Origin of the sequence: Nocardia sp. NPDC060255 (genome assembly GCF_042727395.1) — a bacterium.
In the GTDB taxonomy this organism is placed as follows: domain Bacteria; phylum Actinomycetota; class Actinomycetes; order Mycobacteriales; family Mycobacteriaceae; genus Nocardia.
In genome coordinates this window covers 217,625-235,641 of record NZ_JBHXAU010000007.1, presented here as the reverse complement: position 1 = coordinate 235,641, position 18,017 = coordinate 217,625, and the positions used below count along the sequence as shown (strand labels likewise).

The following is an 18,017-nucleotide window of genomic DNA, read 5'->3' as shown; positions in this document are numbered from 1 at the left end:
GCCGTTGCAGCAGTCAGCAATTCACTTCGTCGGCGGCCGGTTGAGCGCATCGAGGAACAGCAACCCACCGAATACCGCCATGGGCAGCCCGATCACGATGGTGCCGACCGCCGCACCGATCGTCGATCCCACCAATCCCGTTGCCAGACAACCACCGAGGAATCCGGGAATAGCCAGCACGCCGACGGTGGCGACCAGCCCGGCCGCCGCACCGACGACACCGCCCACCAGACAACCGATCCCGGCGCCGACAGCGGTGCCGAGCAGCGTGCCGAGCATCACGCCGACGTTCAACTGCGTAGAGAACTGCATGAGCGCGTTGTTGAAATCAGCCGACCGCGGGTCGAGCCCGATGTCGCTGGGCTGGGCGATCGGCTCGGGTTCGGGCACTGCGGCATTCGGGTCGACACTCGGCCGCAACGTGGCGGTATTGCCGTCGACGGACGCGGCGATCGGCCAGCGCAAGCCGTCCCGAACGTAGGACAGCGGGAGTTCGATCATCGCTCGGCCGTCGTCGTCATTGATCCGGAAGCTCGTGGCATCGGCGCTCAGCGATCCGCCGTCGGTCCGCAACACCACCGCCCCGTCGACAACGTCAGCGGCATAACCGATCTCGCCGCGCGACTGCTCAGCCCTCCCCTCGGGTGCCGAGTTGATCAGCCCGGCGGCCATGGCAACCACGACCACCGGCAATGCGATCCGCATCTTCCACATAACGTTCACTCTCCTCGAAACGAAGCCGGATACGGCGCGAACAGCTCGCGATAGAACGGGCTGGACCGGAACTCCAGCCCACCCAGATACGTTCCATCCCAATCGATTTCGGCCTCGGACTGATCGGCGGAGCGCGCGGTCAGCCAATAGTCCGGATGGATACGGTCCGAGCTCAACCCGACCGTGAAGGTCAACGCCACCTCGTCACCGACCGCGACGGCGCGCTGCTGCTCCACCGACGCGGGCACGAACACCGGCAGCCACGACGTCTGCTGTTCCAGCGAATCGATGGGATCGCGATCGTCCGGCGACACCCACAGCCGGATCCCGAGCGCGATGCCGCCGAACCGCCCGGGCCGCGTTATCCGCACCCGAGATTCGTGCACCGCGTATTCGTATTCCGCGACACCGAATTCCAGCACCTCGACCGTGGTCGGCTCCGCCAGCCTGCCCTCGGGCGGTATTTCGGTCCAGCAGAGGCGAAGATCGAAAGGCCTACCCACCGCCTGAAATACCCGGTCGACATAGGTCGCGTATTCCGCCTGAAATGCCGGGCCGACATCACCGAGCACCGCCGCGTAATCGAAAGGCACCGCAACGGTTTCCACTCGGTGCGGTATGAAAATGCCCGACTCGCGCACCAAACGCCTTTTCGCGTCGGCGAATATCTCGCACACACCCTCGGAACTTGCGATGGCGCCGATGGTCTCGGACACGCACACGTCCACCTTTTCCGGCAGTTCGATCTCGCGCGAGTCGCCGGTGAGCACCGTGATGACATCCGCGAAGCCCCGCTCCGCCACCACCGCCCGCGCCTTCTCCGCCGACTCCGGCAGCGCTTCGATCGCCCACACCTTGGTCGCGCCCGACTCCGCGGCCACGATCGCCCAGTTCGCCTCGGCCCCGGTCCCGATATCGACCACCGTCCGCCCGGGCGCGCAGCGCCGGACGGCGCGATCGAACGCCGAGACCCGCACCTCGTCCGCGGTCATCATCGAATACAACAGCTCGTCGTAGATCGGATATTCGCCGACCGACGGGATCAACGTGATGCGGGGACCGTCCTCGCCGACCGACGCGACATTCGCGCGTAATCGACCGCCATATCCAATGGATCTAGACCGCAGACCAGCCACCCGAATTCCCTTCCACAAAGCATATCGACAGATCGGCGATATGCCGTATTGCCATACCGGCGAATGAGTTTCACCGTTCGAAACCCTCATATCCGACTCTAGGCAACCCCCGGCAACACCGTCAACGTTCACAAACCCCGACTATTGGACGGCCGAAAAAGGGCAGCGTCGAGCCAGAAAGGTAAATTAACGGACCCGGAAATCGGGATCAGGCGGTGAGTCCACCGTCTACGCAGAACGTATGCCCGGTGATATAGCTGGCCTCGGCCGAGGCGAGGAACGCGACCAAGTTCGCCACTTCCCGTGGCTGGCCGAAACGCCTGAGCGGGATGGACTTTCGAGCAGCGGTGGCCGCGGCGTCATCGAGCGCCTCGGTCATATCGGTGGCGATGAAGCCGGGCGCGACGGTATTCACCCGAATACCGAACCGCGCGACCTCGGCCGCGAGCGCCTTGCCGAAACCGATCAGGCCCGCCTTTGTCGCGGCGTAGTTGGTCTGCCCGAGCGCCGCCGTCAGCCCCGACACCGACGACAGCGTGACGATCGCGCCCGACCGGCGCCGCATCATGGCGGGCACCACGGCCTTGCACACATGACGCGTGCCCGACAGGTTCGTGCGGAGCACGTCGTCCCAGTCCGGCTCCGAGGACCCGAAAAGCAGTCCGTCCCTGGTGATTCCCGCCGCGGCCACCAGCACCTCGGCGTCGCCGAGCCGATCCTGCGCGGTCCCGACGAAATCCGCGACGGCCGCAGCATCGCCGACGTCGCAGACCGCTCGATACACCCGCGCCCCGCGCGCCTCGCAGTCGGCGGCGACCGCGTCGGCGGCGGCACTCGGCCGCAGATGACAGAACGCGATGTCGTAACCGTCGGCGGCGAGCCGCACGGCGCAGGCGGCGCCGATGCCACGGGCGCCGCCGGTGACGATCGCCAGCGGTCGCTGGCCCGTCACCGCCGCGCCTCCGTCGAGCCCTTCACCCACGCCGGGCCGGTCAGGAACCAGATAACGGTGATGAGCCCCAACGGCTGCACCACCTCGCGCAACGCGGCGGCCTGCTGCGCGTCGGCCACCGTCACCGAGAGGCCGAAGCACACGGCCAGCGCGATCGCGGCCGCCACCAACCACTTGACGAACGACTTCGTCTCGTTCTTCACCGCTTCGTCGCCCTGCTTGGGCCGCTTCGGTGGGCGCGGCGCGCCGGCGAACCGGTACGCGAACCAGCTGTCGAGCCAGGCGATGGTCGATTTACCGAAGACAATGGTCCAGCCCAGATAGATCCCCGCGAGCCGGTGTATACCGCCGACCTCCGCACCCTGGTACACATCGATGGCCACGGCGGTGACCAGACCCACGTCGATCAGCGGAACCATCGCCAGCACAACCGAACTCGCCTGCCGCCAGCGCACCACGTACCGCAACAGCAGCCCGCCCGCAGCGAGGATCCAGAACGCGACCTCGCAGGTCAGAATGACCGTCACCATCATCGATATCACCGCACCTGTCGAAGTGTGCTCGAGCATGCGAGCAGATAGACAACCAGCCCGACCGCGATCAACCCGGCACCGGCGACGGCCGAGGTGACCGGATCGAGCACGACATCGGTGAGCCCGGCCCAGCTCAGGTACTTGCAGACCGCGTAACCGAACGCCGAACCGACCGCGAGCCCGGCCACGACGCCGACCATGGCGACCACCGTCGCCTCGACACCGACGCTGCGCAGCACCAGCCCTCGGCTGAATCCGATCTGCCGCAACGTCGCCCATTCCTTGGCCCGGCCGCCGGTCAGCACGCCGAGCACCACGCCGAGGGCAAGCAGCAGCCCCGCCCCGACCACGCCGGACAGCTGGGTCAGCGCCGCGATGATGGTCCTCGACTCGGCCTTCTGCTTGACCCGGTAGTCATCGATGGAGCGCACCACGAGATTCGGCAGCCCGGCCGCGACCGTACCGACCTCGGCGACGGCCGTCGGCTGCTCGGCGCGGATCAGCACGTACTGGAATCCGGCACCGGCGGCGTGGTCGGACGACACCACGAAGTCACCCAATGTCGGCGCGTCGGCATAGATCCCGGCAACCTGCACCGACGCCGCCGTCAGCCGAATCGAATCACCCACCGCGACACCGATCTTCGCCGCCTCCGAGGCAGAGATCATCGCGTGCTCCCGGTCCACGGTCGCGGTACCGCCGACCATCGTGAGCTGCAGCGCACCGCTGCCGAGCGGACCGTCCACGGCCACACCGTTGCTCGTCCGGCCCGACACCTCGACGCCGTTCTGCGGGGCGACGGCCACCACACCACTCGCCCCCGGCGCACCGCGCAGGGTGGCGACGTCGTCGGCCGAGATCGCGAAGCCGGTCTTGGGCTCCACCACCATCTGTGCGCCGACGTTCGCATCGATCTGGCGATTGATGGAGGTGTCGGTGGAGGTCGCGAACACCGAGATGATCGCGACCAGGGTGGCGGTGAAACCGATGCAGGACACGGCGACTGCGGCCTGGGTGCGCACCCGGCCGACGCTGCCGAGCCCGAACCACGGCAGCAGCACCCCGCGCGTCCCGCCCACCTCGGTGAACGGAGTGAACACCCGCAGCGCGGGAGCGGCAAGGACGAACAACCCGAACAGCACCAGGCAGTAACCGACGACCAGCCCGGTGAAGCCGAAGCGCTCGGCGACCGTGCACCAGATGCCGAGCCCGATCGCGGCCAGAGCGACGACGGGCAGCACCGCCCGGCGGACAAGCGCGAGTCGCGCTGCCGCACCGGTGGTTTCCGCGCGCTTCGGACCCGAGATCGCGTCCCCGAGGAACCAGGCGCCGCCGATCGCGGCCGCAAGGACAAGCACAGCACCGGCCCACGTCCACCCGTCGACCGCGACACCGTCGACGGCGAAGGTCCCGAGCAGCAACCGATTCGCGGGCAGCAACGCGTCGACGACCAGCGTGATGACGGTGCCCACGACCGCGGCGGCGAGCACCATCGCCCCGGCCTGAATAGCCTTGACGGCCCGTATTTCCCGGTTCGGCACCCCGATCCGCCGCAGGATGTCGAACTGCGGCCGCAGGCTCATGGCCAGCAGCACCAGCGAGAACACCAGCGCCGCAGTCAAACCGCAGATCAGCACCGCGGCAAAGATAATGGCGATGACCCCGATGAAGCTGATCGCGGCGATCTGCTGGGAGGTCAGCTCGCCGAGGTAGTCGGCGCGGGTGCTGACCGTCGCGCCTGCGGCGGCGAGCCGGTCGGCGGCCGCACGTGCACCGGATCCGCTCAGCGCCACCGTCGTGTATCCGTCTGCGGCGCCGAGGATCTCGCGTGCCATCTGCTCATCGGTGAAGCGCACCGACGTGGCCTCCGCGAGCACGGGACTGTTCGTTTCTACCGGACTCCGCGCACCGCCGATCCCCATCACCTCCGCGCTGCCCCGGCCGGCCGCGGGGTGGGCCACGATGTCAGCGGCACCGAACACCGGCGCGGCGACCGGATCGGCGCAGGCTCCGTCTGCTCGTTCGAAGTACCCCGGAATCGACTGTGAGGCAACATCTCCCGCGTACATCACCACTTGACCGGAGAACTGCGACAACGCGCACACACCCGGTGCCGCACCCACCGCGTCGGTCACCGCGGCGGCAGGCAGCGCCGTGCTCGCGGTGACGATCAACTCCCCCGGCAACACAGTCGCCGCGATGGCCTGAGAGATCTTGTCCCGGTACGACATATACAGCCCCGCCGGAATCAGCAGCGAAACCAGCAGCGCGATAGAGATAACCAGCACCAGGAAGGTCTGCCGCCGGAACCGCCGAAGCTGACCGACGGCAAGACCGAACATCATCTGCGCCCGTGGCATGGCTACACCGCCACCCGGCCCTGCGAGTACGCCACGACCTCTTTCACCGTGGCGCCCACCAGGTCGTGCTCGATCCGGCCGTCGCGGATGAGCAGCACCCGGTCGGCGTATTCGACGAACTGCGGGTCGTGGCTCACCGTGACGATCGAGATCCCGCGCTCGTCCACGATCCGGCGCAGCAGTTCCCGGATCCGGGCCGCGTTGTGCGAGTCCAGCGCGCCGGTCGGCTCGTCCGCGAAGATCACGTCCGGCTCGGCGACCAGCGCCCGCGCACACGCCACCCGCTGCTGGGTGCCGCCGGACAGCTCGTCGGGCAACATCCGCAGGTACTGCGCGATCCCCAGGTCCGCGCACAGCGCGCCGAGCTTCTGCTCGTCGACCTTCTTCCCGGCGGCGCGGGCGGGCAGCAGGATGTTGCCGCGCGCCGACAGCGAGTCGAGCAGCCCGTACTCCTGGAACACGAAGCCGAAGTGCTCGAGCCGCATCCGGGACAGGTCGCGATCGGATTGTTCGTACACATTGCGGTCGCCGTAGAAAGCCTCCCCGCTGGTCGGCCGCAACAGTCCGCTCAGGCAGGAGACCAGCGTCGTCTTCCCCGAACCGGACGGCCCCATGACCACCGTGAACGAACCGGCGCCGATGGCCAGATCGACATTGTCCAGCGCGACCACCGACGCATCCTTCTTACCGAAGCTCTTGGTGACACCACGCAACCGCAACACCGGAGCCGTCGGATCTGCCGAGACCTTCACAGCACCAATTCCTTTCGCTCAGAAAGCCACCCCGAGGACGCGCAGCCCGCGTTCCACAGTGCTCATGGTCCCGTCGCAGGCCCGCCGCCGTCGTCCTCCTTTATGACTACTTCGGGTACCAGATCAGCCGTGCGCGCCCGGCGGAAATGCTGGACGGTCGTTCAGCCGGACCACGACCAGCCGTGGTCCGCTACCCGCCAGCGCGTCGCCGAGGGTCTTGGCCAGCAGGTGCGGCTCCGACACCACCGCCGTGGTGTAGCCGGCCGCCGTGGCCAGCGCGGTGATCGATGCGCCCGCATCGAAATCGACGATCGCCGTATCGGTCCTGGACAGCGACGGCCAGCCGAATCCGCCGTTGTCCAGGCAGATGTAGCAGATATCGGCCGCCATCCGGGCAGCCGCGAGAATGCTCGGCAGGTTGGTCAGAAACGCGCCGTCGCCACCCACCGCGACCACCCGACGCCCGTCGGACGCGGCACCGAGCGCGGCGCCGAGGCCGAAGCCGAGCGGCGTCTGCTCGCTCGGCACCAACGGCCGCACGCCGGGCGGGAGGGTGAAGCACGGCGCGTAGTAGCCCCACAGATCGGCCAGGCCGTTCTCCTGCGCGAGCACCGCCACGCGCTGGTCCCGCAGCGCGGTCCGCAGTGTGGTCCAGAACTGCACGGTCCCGAGGCCCGCGCCGTCGTCCTGCATCGGCTGCCACGGCCGCCACCACGGTGCCGACTCGCTCGGCGGACCCGCGAAATCGGCTGCCAGCCGCAGGAATACGCCCGAATCGCACACCACCGGATAACGTGCCGGCACCGCGCGCTCGAGCACGACCGGATCGGTGTCGACGTGCGCCAGCAGCGCCCGCTCCGGCGCGTCCCAGCCCATCAACGCGGTCTCCTCGAGCTGACTGCCGAGCACCACGACCGCATCGGCCTCGGCGAGCGCCGCGCGCGACTCCTCGGGCAGGTACAGCCCTGCCAGTCCGCCGAACCGCGGGTCGTCCTCGGGGAACACGCCACGGCCGGACGCGGTGACCAGGCACAGCGCGTTCAACGCCGCGGCGAGCGGCAGACCGTATTCGGCCACGTCCGATTGACGGGTACCGCCGCCGAACAACAGCACCGGCCGTCGGGCTGCCCGCAGCGCCTCGAACACCGGAGCCAGCGTCGCTGCGGTCTGTCCCGACGGCAGCGGCGCACGCACGAGGGTCTCGGCCAGACCGTCAGGCACCCGCGCCTCGGCCAGCTCGGGCGAAATCATCAGATGAACCGGCCCGCGCCGTCCGTTTTCGGCCAGATAGCGGGCACGAGAGACGGCCCAGGCCAGGTCGGCGGCGTTCGCCACCCGGTGCGTCCAGACGAACAGGCCCTCGCTCAATGCGGCCGCCGGAAACTCCTGGAAACCGCCGCGGCCGACCTCCGCATCCCGATTGATAGTGCTCACCACCAGCAGCGGGGTCCGCGAGGTGTACGCCTCGGAGATACCGATCAGCGCGTTGAGCAGATTGGGCCCGGTGGCGGTCGCGAGCACGGCGGCCCGGCCGTTCAGCCGCGACCAGCCAACGGCCGCGAACGATGCCGAACGCTGATCCTGCAAGGCGGCGAATTGCGCACCCGCCACCCGCGCGGCATCGATGATGTCCGGGTCGTCGCCCGGTACACCGGTATACAGCCGTGGCCCGGTCCGCTCCAGCAGTCCGACGATGTCGCCCCAGATCCCGTTCACCACAAGTCCTTTCACACTACGAATCGCAAACGCAGCACACCGGCCGCGCACACCCGCGGCCGCGCGGCGTCGAGCCACACCGTCACGTCACAGCGCACGTCCACGTGACCCTTGCCCGGCTGCGCGTCGATCATCTTGGCGTCCAAGCAGATCGCGCTGCCGACAGGTGCCGGCGACGCGAAGCTGAGCCGGTCGAACCCGAGGTTGATCACCCGATCACACTCGGGGGCCTCGATCACCTCGTCCAGCAGCCCCGGTATCAGCGCGGCGATCAGCATGCCGTGCGCCAGCGTGCCGCCGAGTGCCGCGGCCCGCTCCGGATCGGTGTGGATCCACTGCGTGTCCTCGGTCAGTTCGCCGAAGGCCGTCACGCGTTCCTGGGTCAGCTCGATCGACCTGGACCGCCGCGGCGGCTTGCCGACCTGTTCGAGCAGCGTGGACGCGACCTCGACCGTACTCATAGTCGTGCTCCGATCTCCGCGACCACCCGCTGCCGGACGGAACGCCAACGCTCATCACTGAATTCGCTCGCGCCGGGCACCTGATAGCCGACCTCGGCGAATTCCGGCTCGGTCAGCGTCCCCACCGCCCGCGCGGTCAACCGAGGCCCGTCCGCGACGCAGTCGGCCAGCAGCGCTTCCGGCCGCACCGCGTTGTGCACGAAGATCCGGATGGTATTCGGATTGTGCACGGCCGCAGTCATTTCGAACCCGCGCCTGCCGTCGAAGTGATACAGGTACCGCAGCAGCGCCAGCATCGCGTCCATCCCGACGCCGTTGCCCCACTCGGCATCTCCGGCCAGCACCACCCCGACGTGCATCCGCGCGGGCTCGGCCAATCGGCAGTCGTAGATGCCGATCGGCCGCTGCCCGGCCGCGCCGTCGCGCCGATAGATGTAGCCCAGCAACCGATCCGAGGCCTTCGCCATATCATCGAGTCCACGAGCGTCGACGGGTGCGACGGCCGACCCGGCGAACAAGCGCTGCGTCGCGGACTCGAAGACATGGGTCAACATGTCCGAGGGATCGGCGCCGTGACTCTCCTCGAGCCGCGTCCACCTACCGAACAGCGTCACCGCTACTCCGTCTCGGCCAGGTGCTCGCGGATCGCCTGACGCAACCGGCGCGCGGTCCGCGCGTAACTCCGTTCCGCCTCGGCGGCACCGGTATCGGCCGCCTGGACGCGGCGCAGCGACGGCCCGGTGATCGACCACACCAATCCGTCCCAGTACCGGCCCTCGGCGAAGAACCGGTCCTGCACCAGGCCCTCGCACCGGAAGAACTCCGAGTTCATCGCGTAGTCGAGCAGCACCCGGTTGTACACGCCGAACCACAGTTCGATCCGATGCACCTCGGTGCCGCTCAGCAGATAGCGCACGAACTCGTCGAGCGCGCCGCCGACCCCGGCCTGTTCCAGCGCCGCGTCGTCGGCGCTGTGCAGCATGATCTCGAAAACGCCTGGCGTCTGCAGACGTTCGGCGCGCACCACGCCGAGACCGTCCACCCCGCCGCGAATCACGAAGGCGACCGCCGAGCGGTCGATCGCGGCCGCCGCCTGACGATCACGCAACCACTGCGGCCCCGCGGTGGACACCGCCGAGATCGGATCGGAGCTGATGAGCCGGGCCGCGTGTGCCGAATCCTCCTGGGTCAGAATCGGTTCGAGCGCCGCGAATTTCATCATTGCAGCACCGGATCCTTGCTGTTCACCAGGTCGAGCAGGTCACCGGCGGTCTTGGCGCCGATCACTTCCTCTTCCGAAAGTGACACCGAGTACGCCGATTGCAGGCGGAGCACGAGCTCGAGCATGCCGAGCGAATCGAGCTCAAGATTGTCCACGATCGACGCCTCCGCCGTCACCGTGGGCAGTTCGTCCAGATCGTTGATCCGCTCGATCTCCGCGGCGACCAGGTCGAAGAATTCCTTCTCGTTGGCAGGCATAATCATTCCCTTCCTCTCTGAACCAGAAGCGAGCACGAAGTCCCCCCGAAGCCGAAGGCGTTGACGATCCCCGCGCTCGGTCCGGTGTGGTCGACGGTGTGGCCGTGGGGCACGACCCTGGCGCCGGGGGCCTCGATCGGATCGAGGCAGTGCTGCGTTCCGAATATCCGTCCACCGCGCAAGGTTTCGAAGGCGACGATGGCCGAGGCCAATCCGGCGGAGTGCACCGAATGCCCCACCTCGCCCTTGCAGGACGAGACGTACAGCTCGGTATCCAGCGAGCGGCCGAGCGCCGCCACCGCATCGAGCTCGACCCGGTCACCGTGCTTGGTGCCGGTCGCGTGCGCGGCCACGAACTGCGGGTCGACCCCGGCCTGCCGGACCGCGCTGGTCATGCACCAGAGTTGGCTGTCGAGATCGGATTGCGCGCCGAGACCGAGCGTCTGCACGCCGATGCCGCTGATCACCGGGCGGTCGGGCCGAGCGGCGGCGGCCGAGCCGATGATGACCGCCCCGACGAAGAAACCGAGGGCCGTGCCGTCGGCACTCGCGTCGAACGGCCTGCAGTATTCGAGGTCGGTCAGCGCGCCCGCACTGGCGAACGCGGCCCGCTCGATGAAGCCGGGTGCGGTGGCGCCGAGCACCAGGGCGTGGTCGCATCGGCCGCGCTGGACCAGGGCGGCCGCGATCGCGAGCGCCAAACCGGCCGAGGCGCAGGCGTGCGAGATGATCAGCCGATCACGCTGCCAAGTCGCCAGGCGCGGATAGGTCTGGCTCGGCGGCGGTTGGTACTCCTCGATATTGGAGGGGAAGTAATCGCCGGTGGTCTGGGTCGCATCGACGATGACCAGCCGACTGTCTGCCACTTCTGGGTTGCGCGCGAGCAGCGTCTCCACGCAGTGCGCCAGCACCTCGGCACGGGACTGGCGTGCGATCTCCGCCTCGACGATGTGCGGTCCCGGATCGAAGGCCGATGCGGTCTCGTATCCGGCCGCGCGATGAGCGCCGAGATAATCTACGACAGTTGCGTGCATGGCATCTCCATCGATCCGTTCAGATGCGCCGCCACCTGGGCCGAGAGCCTGCGACGATCGACTTTTCCGGCCGCCGTCAGCGGCACGTCCGCATGCTGCATCAGCAGGATCTCGCGCGCCTTGAACTGCACGGGGAACTCGCGGGCGTTGGCCACGATCGACCGCGTCAGCTCCGCGTCGTGCGCGGCATCGCGCTCGGTGATCGCGACCAGCACCACCCGCCTGCGCCCGTTCTGTGCCGGATCCACTTGCAGCACAGCGACTTCGGGGGCATTGCGGGCCGTGCCGCGCACCTGCTGTTCGAGCACGCTGGCATGCAGCTTCGCGCCCTGGCTGATCAGCATCGCGTCGAGCCTGCCGTGCACCGCGAGCTGCCCCGACGCGCCGAGCGCGCCGAAGTCCCTGGTGCGCAGCCAGCCGTCACCGGTGAGATCCGGATTCGGGATCAGCTGCCGCCGTTCGGCATCCCAGACCCGGTCGGCGACACTGGGGCTGCGCACCTGGACCTCGTCGTCGACGATCCGGACCTCGGTGCCCAGCAACGGAATTCCGACGTGGCGGGGCGAGTAGTGCGCACCGATCGAGATGGCCACGTTCGGCCCCGCTTCGGTCAGGCCGTATCCGTTGTGCAGCGGCGCCCCGGCATCCTCGAAGAAGTCCAGCAGATCGTGGGCGACCACCTCGCCGCCGACGCCGCGCACGGCCAATGCCCGTACCGCCGCCGCGATGTCGGCGTCGGTGCGCATCGCCTGCGCCAGGTAGCGCCACACACCGGGCAGGGTGTCCAGGCTGTCGCAGCTGCGCGCGGTCAACATCGCCAGCAACTCACTGAAAGCTGTTGCGCTGCAGGTGCGGAACTCGGTGCCGTATTCGAGAGCGAGGTTGAACACGCTGAACCCGTACGAACTGCTCAGGCCGAGGGCCGTGGCGTACCTCGTCGTCTCGTTCGTGCCGAGCCGTTCGGCCGTGGCCCGTGCTTGATAGGCCAGCGAGGCCCGCGACCAGGCGACGTAGCGGCCGATGCCGCTGGTACCGGAGGTGGTCGCGAGCACCGCGGGCACGTCACCGTCAGTCGGGCACGACACCACGGTCAGCCCCGCGATGGTCCGGTACGTGTCGAACGCCTTCGCCTGCTGTTCCGGTGCGCCCAGGACGAATGGCACCCCGAGCTCGCGCGCGGTCAGATACGCGTAGGCATACAACCGCGGGTGCCCGGGGGCGAGCAGGGCGTGTTCACCGGAGACGAGGACCGAATCCAGTTGCTGACGTATCGAATCCAGCTCATGAGTGGCCAGCGGCATCCCGCCGATCACCGGAAGTTCGCGACGGTCAGACATGGCGGAAGCTCCCGAGGGTGATCGCGGCCGAACTGTCCGGCGCCGTCAATTCGGCCTCCAGCAGCACGCACAGCGGCTCGCCGGTGCCCTCGGCCAATGCCGCGAGCACGTCGAGCGCGACGTGCCGCTCGCACGACACGGCCAGCGCCGCACCGCGCCAGCCGCGCTTCGTGCTGGTGCCGAAGACCCGGCAGCCGTCCGCGTTGAGCACCTCGGTGGGCAAGGTCGGCCGCTCCTCGCGCTCGGCGGACGCGTACTTCGCCGCGGCCCAGTCGATCACCTCCGGCGAGCAGAAAATGATGTTCGCCGCAGCCTTTTCCTGCTCCGGTGCGTCGAGGGAGTGCAGGTAGTCGGACAGTATCCGCCCGATCTGGGTGTTCCAGCGCAGAAAGTCCAGCGGCCCGACCGTCTCGGTGCGCAACTGCGCCAGCACCGGCTCATCGTGTGGCATCGACGTCTCCCCGTTCGGCCGCGTAGCGGGCCAGCTCGGCGGCCAGCAGCAGCGGCCGGCCGACCGGCTCGCGGCCGAGGCCGGCCGAGACCGTGCCGTGGGGACCGAACCCGCCGAACGGCTCGTGCCCGTTCTCGAACTCGAAGGCCGTGCGCGCCCCGGTGTTTCGGGCACTGCCCACCCGGTCGACGCCGACCAGTTCGGCGACACCGAACGCGCTGAGGTACATCCCGTAGGGGTCGGTCTCGTCGGTGCCGAGAAAGTCGAGCACGTCGTCGAGGCGGTCGTAGACCACCACGTTGAACAGCGGTCCGAACAGCTCCGGCACCGCGGCCGGGACCTCCGCCAGCCGCCGAACCGACACCGCGATCGGGCAATGCCGTTGGTCGGCACTGGTTTTCCCGCTCCACACCACGGTGGAGTCGAGCTCGTCCAACACCGCGACGGCCCGGTCGTAGGTGGCCGTGTCCGCCAGCGGTGCGCTGATCAGCCCGGATACCGCACCGGTCGAGACGACCGGGACGGCACCGAGCTGGTGCACCAGCTCCGATACAAAATCATCGGCCAGGGCGGCATCGACGAAGACGGCGTCGGGGCACAGGCAGTCCTGGCCGTTGTTGTAGAGCCGGGCGGCCACCGTGGCCGCCACCGCGCTGGAAAGCTCTGGCCTGGACAGATCCCGGCCGATCACGATCGGATTGATACCGGTGCCGAACCCGAGGAACAGCCCACTGCCGCACTCCTCGTTCACCTTTCGCCCGTTCTCCGGCTTGCCGCTGAAGACCACGACGCTGCCCTGCGAGATCTCCGCGAAGGTGCTCTGCGAATAAGTACGCATCCGCCCGTCGATATCGATCGGGCCGTCGGACAGGAGCTGCGCGAGCTCGAGGTAGGCGCCCTGCACCCGGGAAGCGGGGCGGGCCAGCACATTTCCGAAGAACAACGAGGGCAGCGCCACGAACAACGCCATGCTGTACAGCAGGTTGTTCGCGGGCAAGAACACCCGCACCTGGCTGTCCGGATCGCAGGCCCGATAGGCGGCGTACTCCAGTCCGGCGGTGCGCAACAGCTCGATCGAATCCGTGATCTCGGTGTCGATGCTGTCGAGCGTGGCGATCGGGGTGAGCACCTCGCGGATCCGATCGCGGCGGCACTCGATGAGCGCCGCAGTGCCGCTGGCGGTTTCGATGATCCGCTCGAAGTCGGCGGCGCTGGCGCCGTCGCTGCGTAGCGGCGGTATCGACAGACTCGTCATCGCGGCCGCCCGCAGGGCAGCGCGCAATCGCCGATCTTGACGGTGATGCGGTCGGCCACGTCGAGCACCGTGCCCTTGGTGTTGACGTACTTGACGGTGCTCACCGTCGAGGTATCCGGCGAATCCCGCAGGTACTGCAGCACACTGCGCGCTCCTCGCCCGGCCGGTTCCCACCGCTGATCGCCGACCGAGGAGCGGACGGTGACCACGTAATCCGATTCGGCGTCCACGCCGACTATCGGGCAGGCCCAGTCGACCCGATCGCACGCGGCGGCGAACGAACCGGTGCCGAGACCGCGCAGCACGGTCGCCTGTGCGCGCTCCGAGAGCGCCGAATTACCGCCCCCCGCCGGCGCGTTGGTCTCCTTGCTGATGACGTTGCCGATGTCGCCGCAACCAGCAAGCGCGGTGCCTGCCACCGCGATCACCATGCCGCGCGTCGCGACACGATAAATGGTGCCGTGCATGTGCACTCCTTCCTACCTACCGGATCCGGTTGTCGTACCGAATGTTTCGATGACCGCGCCGCCCGCCACGTAGTCGACCCAGCTGCCCGGCGCGCGGTGCGCGAGCACGGCGCGCTCGACCTGCCCGGCGACGGCATCCACCGTCGGCAGGGCCGCACCCGAGCGCAGCGCCGCGCGGCGGCGATCCTCGGACGCCGCCGGCTCGCGCAGATCCATCAGCAGGGCCGCCGGGGTGCCTTCGACCATGTCGCTGACCACGGTCGTCAAGGCGATGGCCCGGCCGTTGGTCCAGCGGCCGACCAGCTGTTCACCGCGGTGCTTGCTCCGCGCGATGGCGTAGTAGCTGTCGAATTCGTCGATGGTGCCGAAGCCGTGGGATTGCACGCTGGTCAGATAGATCACGGAGGCACCGGGCCGCAGCAGCGGGGCGAAGGCCTCGAGCACCGCCACCTGTGCGTCGCCGTTCACCGCATCCGCGTATCCGGGTGGGGCGTCGTGCTCCATACCGCCGGACGCGTTGAGCACGAGTGTGGTTACCGCACAACCTGTTTCGCCGACCGCCGCCGAGAATTCCGCCAGCGCAGCCGGTTCGGTGATATCGGCCTGGTGGCAATGCACGACGGCATCCGGGTAAGACCTGCGCAGCCTGGTCACCGTCGCCTCGGCCCGGCGTTGCGCACGGCGATAGCAGAAGTGCACCTCGAAGCCCGCCGCCGCCAACCGCTCGCAGATCCGGGCGCCGATCCCGCGCGACCCACCGGTCACCACCGCGACCGGGGCGCTCACCGCGCCTCCCCCGGGCAGACACCGGGCAGCCAGGACCGGCTGCGCCCCAACCAGAACGACATCGCGGCGAGCACACCCGCGGCGCCCGTCGCGAAATCGGCCGAGGCGCGGGCCGACAGTTGACCTGGCACATGGAATCCGCGCGCACCGGTGCCGGAGAAGGCGGCGATGCTCGTCGCGATCTGCTCGTTGCATCGGTCGAGATAGTCCGCGTCGAACCAGTCGGTGCGTTCCCGCAGTACCGCATTCGCGGCGAGACCACCCGCCAGCCCGATGTACAGGCCCGGCTGCACGCCCACCCGGCTGCACGCCGCGCGTTGCAGTGCGCGGCGGGTGTCCGCGTCGATGTCCCAGGCCGAGCCGAGCTCGGCGGCGGCGATCATCAGTCCGGCGTTGCCCCGATCCAGATAGCTGAGCATCCGAATCTTCCCGTCCCAGTGGTAAAGCAACGGTTCGTCGTCGGCGTCATGCCTGACGTAAGTGGCCAGCTCCGCGTCCATGGCGGCCCGGGCCGTATCGAGATAGCTCGGCTTCGCCAGCACCGTGTGCGCACGGAACAGCGCGAGTGCGGCGCCCGAAAGTCCGTTCAGCAGACCGGTGATCGCGGTCGTCGACCCGAGCTGCTCACGCACTCGGCGCTCCAGTTCGTCCGCGGCCCGCTCGAGCCAGTCGGTACCGAAGCCGGTGTCGCCGTTGGCCCGCCACCACAGCGCGAGCAGGATCTGTCCGGCCAGACCACCGCGCAAATGCCACGGCGAGGCGGAAAGCTTAGTGGTGCTGAGGAATCGGTCCATCAGCCGGGTGGCCAGCTCGTTCGCGCCGACCTCAGCGCTGACGATGACATTGCCCGCCCAGCCGTCGAGCAGCCCATTGCCGAGCGCACCGAACTGGTCGAGGTTCTTCTCCAGCCAGGTGGTGTACCCGGTCACGACGTGATCCGGCACCGCACCGGACCGTGACAGCGCCCATACCGCGCCCGCCGGACCGTGCTCGATACCGAAGCGCGCGTGCTCACCGAAGCCGGTCGGGCTGCACGGAATCGGATACCGATCATCGAAATCGAAACAGTCACGGAGGGTTTCGGTGACCCGGTCGATATAGCGGGCGAAGGTGTCGTCGAGCGTCTCCGCGGCAGGTAGCACGGTGGGAACGCCGAGCCTGCGGCGCATCCCCGCGCGCCACTGCGCGGCCAGGTGAAAGGTGTTGGCGGCGAAGTCGATCAGCGTCGCCAACCCATCGGTGATGTACGAGGCCATCGGCACCATCGGCACATATAGGTAGAGCTCGGTGGCGGCGAGCGCGAACTCGTCGGCGGCGCGGCCACCCTGGCCGGGCCGGCCGAAGCCCTGCGCACCGACGAACAGTGCCGCCGATTCGGTGCTCCCGGTAGCAGCCTCGAGATCGATGATCCGCAGCTCGCCGTTCGGTTCGACGATCACGTTCGCCGGGTGCAGGTCGACCAGGATGATGCCCGCGTCGTGCGTGGCGGCGACGAGACGGGCCAGCCGCTCGATGTGCTCGGTAACCGACGCGGCGAATGCCCGCGCGGCCTCGACCGGCACCGGCTGATCGGGCCGTCCCTGGATCAGCGCGGGATTACGAGCTGCCGACCACTCCTGCAGGGTCGACCCCGGCGCGAAGCGGTAGGCGAGAAAGTCGCTGTCCCCCTGGGTGAAATAGTCGAGCACCTCCGGCGTCACGCCGGTGTCGGCCAGTGCCCGCATGCTGTCGCGCTGTGCCTGCAGCCGATCGACCGCGCTGCGCAGGCCCGCGTCGAAGCCGGTGAAATGCCTTGCCTCTTTGAGCGTTACGGCATCGCCGGTCTCGATGTTCTTGGCGCGGTAGACACCGCCGGTGTTAGAGGAGTGCAACGCGCTGTCCACGGAGTACACCGGGCGCTGCGATTGTTCGCCCGGCGTGGTCGACGCGGCATCGATTGCCGCGGGCCGCTCAGCGAAGGGCGGGGTATAGGGGCGCGCACCGCGTCGGTCGGGCACCAGCTCCCCCGCCGCATCGGTCAGCGCGAGCACCGGTTCGCCGGCGGCATCGCGGCCGTACCGTGCGGTGAACGCACCGTAACGGGTGTGCACGATCGAGTCGCCGAGCCGATAGTCGCCGAGCACCCGGGGCCCGCGATAACCGCCGAACACCCGCAGGAGTTCGCCGAACAGCTCGTCCAGATCGGTGTCCGCGTCCGGGTAGACGACCGCGACCTTCCCGGAGGCCGAGCGCGGCGCGTACTTGCCGTTCAGCGCCCACGCATATTCATGGCGCGCAAGGTGTTTGAAGGCCAGCCCGCGCTCGAAGCACACCCGTGCGGTCGCGGCGACCACCTCGGCCACCTCGGGCAGGGCGGGTGCCAGGTGCACCTTCCAGCCCTGCGGCATCAGCTCGCTCCCGAGCGGCGCGACGATCGTCCACGGTCCTCGGTCGACCACGCCCCACTGGGGTGGCAGGTCGTAGCCGTCGATCGGACCGTGCGGGATCGCGGCAAGGTGTGGATGCCGGACCGCGTCGAGCCGCCACTGTTCCAGCGGCGCAAAGTATTCCGGGTCGGCCAGCGTCTCGAGATAGAACTTCATGG

Annotated in this window: 18 protein-coding genes; all 18 read right to left on the bottom strand. The window is 68.6% G+C overall.

All coding sequences use genetic code 11. The annotated features are described in order from the left end of the window. Window positions 1-21 precede the first annotated feature (21 nt). Window positions 22-714, bottom strand: coding sequence for a hypothetical protein (locus tag ACFWF1_RS16430; RefSeq protein WP_379282814.1), 693 nt, complete (start codon window positions 712-714; stop codon window positions 22-24). A 5-nt stretch (window positions 715-719) separates the two neighbouring features. Continuing rightward, the gene (locus ACFWF1_RS16425; protein WP_379282813.1) at window positions 720-1,850 is read right to left on the bottom strand and encodes a hypothetical protein; all 1,131 of its coding nucleotides are present in this window, start codon (window positions 1,848-1,850) and stop codon (window positions 720-722) included. A 208-nt stretch (window positions 1,851-2,058) separates the two neighbouring features. Continuing rightward, window positions 2,059-2,802, bottom strand: a complete 744-nt coding sequence (gene fabG, locus ACFWF1_RS16420; RefSeq protein WP_379282812.1) for a 3-oxoacyl-ACP reductase FabG — start codon at window positions 2,800-2,802, stop codon at window positions 2,059-2,061. Beyond that, a complete protein-coding gene (locus ACFWF1_RS16415; protein WP_379282810.1) occupies window positions 2,799-3,335 on the bottom strand; it encodes a hypothetical protein in 537 nt (178 codons plus the stop codon). Before ACFWF1_RS16415 ends, fabG begins: the two co-directional genes overlap by 4 nt. A 5-nt stretch (window positions 3,336-3,340) precedes the next feature. Next, window positions 3,341-5,695 (bottom strand): FtsX-like permease family protein, encoded by a 2,355-nt coding sequence (locus ACFWF1_RS16410; RefSeq protein ID WP_379282809.1) that lies wholly within the window; start codon window positions 5,693-5,695, stop codon window positions 3,341-3,343. A gap of 2 nt (window positions 5,696-5,697) precedes the next feature. Further along, the gene (locus ACFWF1_RS16405; protein WP_379282808.1) at window positions 5,698-6,447 is read right to left on the bottom strand and encodes an ABC transporter ATP-binding protein; all 750 of its coding nucleotides are present in this window, start codon (window positions 6,445-6,447) and stop codon (window positions 5,698-5,700) included. 123 nt (window positions 6,448-6,570) lie between these two features. Continuing rightward, window positions 6,571-8,163, bottom strand: coding sequence for a thiamine pyrophosphate-binding protein (locus tag ACFWF1_RS16400; protein WP_379282807.1), 1,593 nt, complete (start codon window positions 8,161-8,163; stop codon window positions 6,571-6,573). Window positions 8,164-8,174: 11 nt separating this feature from the next. Beyond that, a complete protein-coding gene (locus ACFWF1_RS16395; RefSeq protein ID WP_379282806.1) occupies window positions 8,175-8,624 on the bottom strand; it encodes a MaoC/PaaZ C-terminal domain-containing protein in 450 nt (149 codons plus the stop codon). Next, window positions 8,621-9,238, bottom strand: coding sequence for a hypothetical protein (locus tag ACFWF1_RS16390; RefSeq protein ID WP_379282805.1), 618 nt, complete (start codon window positions 9,236-9,238; stop codon window positions 8,621-8,623). The genes ACFWF1_RS16395 and ACFWF1_RS16390 overlap by 4 nt, the downstream gene beginning before the upstream one ends. 2 nt (window positions 9,239-9,240) lie before the next feature. Beyond that, a complete protein-coding gene (locus ACFWF1_RS16385) occupies window positions 9,241-9,846 on the bottom strand; it encodes a hypothetical protein (protein ID WP_379282804.1) in 606 nt (201 codons plus the stop codon). After that, entirely contained in the window at window positions 9,843-10,103 is a 261-nt protein-coding gene (locus ACFWF1_RS16380) for an acyl carrier protein (protein ID WP_379282803.1), read from the bottom strand. Before ACFWF1_RS16380 ends, ACFWF1_RS16385 begins: the two co-directional genes overlap by 4 nt. A 2-nt stretch (window positions 10,104-10,105) precedes the next feature. Continuing rightward, window positions 10,106-11,137 carry a beta-ketoacyl synthase N-terminal-like domain-containing protein gene (locus tag ACFWF1_RS16375; protein ID WP_379282802.1) on the bottom strand — a complete coding sequence of 344 codons (1,032 nt, stop codon included), beginning with the start codon at window positions 11,135-11,137 and terminating at the stop codon, window positions 10,106-10,108. Further along, window positions 11,119-12,474, bottom strand: a complete 1,356-nt coding sequence (locus ACFWF1_RS16370) for an AMP-binding protein (protein ID WP_379282801.1) — start codon at window positions 12,472-12,474, stop codon at window positions 11,119-11,121. Before ACFWF1_RS16370 ends, ACFWF1_RS16375 begins: the two co-directional genes overlap by 19 nt. After that, entirely contained in the window at window positions 12,467-12,925 is a 459-nt protein-coding gene (locus ACFWF1_RS16365; protein WP_379282800.1) for a hypothetical protein, read from the bottom strand. Before ACFWF1_RS16365 ends, ACFWF1_RS16370 begins: the two co-directional genes overlap by 8 nt. Further along, window positions 12,912-14,180: an aldehyde dehydrogenase family protein gene (locus ACFWF1_RS16360; protein ID WP_379282799.1), complete on the bottom strand. Its 1,269-nt coding sequence runs from the start codon at window positions 14,178-14,180 to the stop codon at window positions 12,912-12,914. Before ACFWF1_RS16360 ends, ACFWF1_RS16365 begins: the two co-directional genes overlap by 14 nt. Beyond that, complete coding sequence (locus ACFWF1_RS16355) at window positions 14,177-14,647, bottom strand: hypothetical protein (protein WP_379282797.1); 471 nt, start codon at window positions 14,645-14,647, stop codon at window positions 14,177-14,179. Before ACFWF1_RS16355 ends, ACFWF1_RS16360 begins: the two co-directional genes overlap by 4 nt. A gap of 12 nt (window positions 14,648-14,659) precedes the next feature. After that, window positions 14,660-15,433, bottom strand: coding sequence for an SDR family NAD(P)-dependent oxidoreductase (locus ACFWF1_RS16350; protein WP_379282796.1), 774 nt, complete (start codon window positions 15,431-15,433; stop codon window positions 14,660-14,662). Continuing rightward, window positions 15,430-18,015, bottom strand: a complete 2,586-nt coding sequence (locus ACFWF1_RS16345) for a hypothetical protein (protein WP_379282794.1) — start codon at window positions 18,013-18,015, stop codon at window positions 15,430-15,432. Before ACFWF1_RS16345 ends, ACFWF1_RS16350 begins: the two co-directional genes overlap by 4 nt. Window positions 18,016-18,017: the final 2 nt, after the last annotated feature.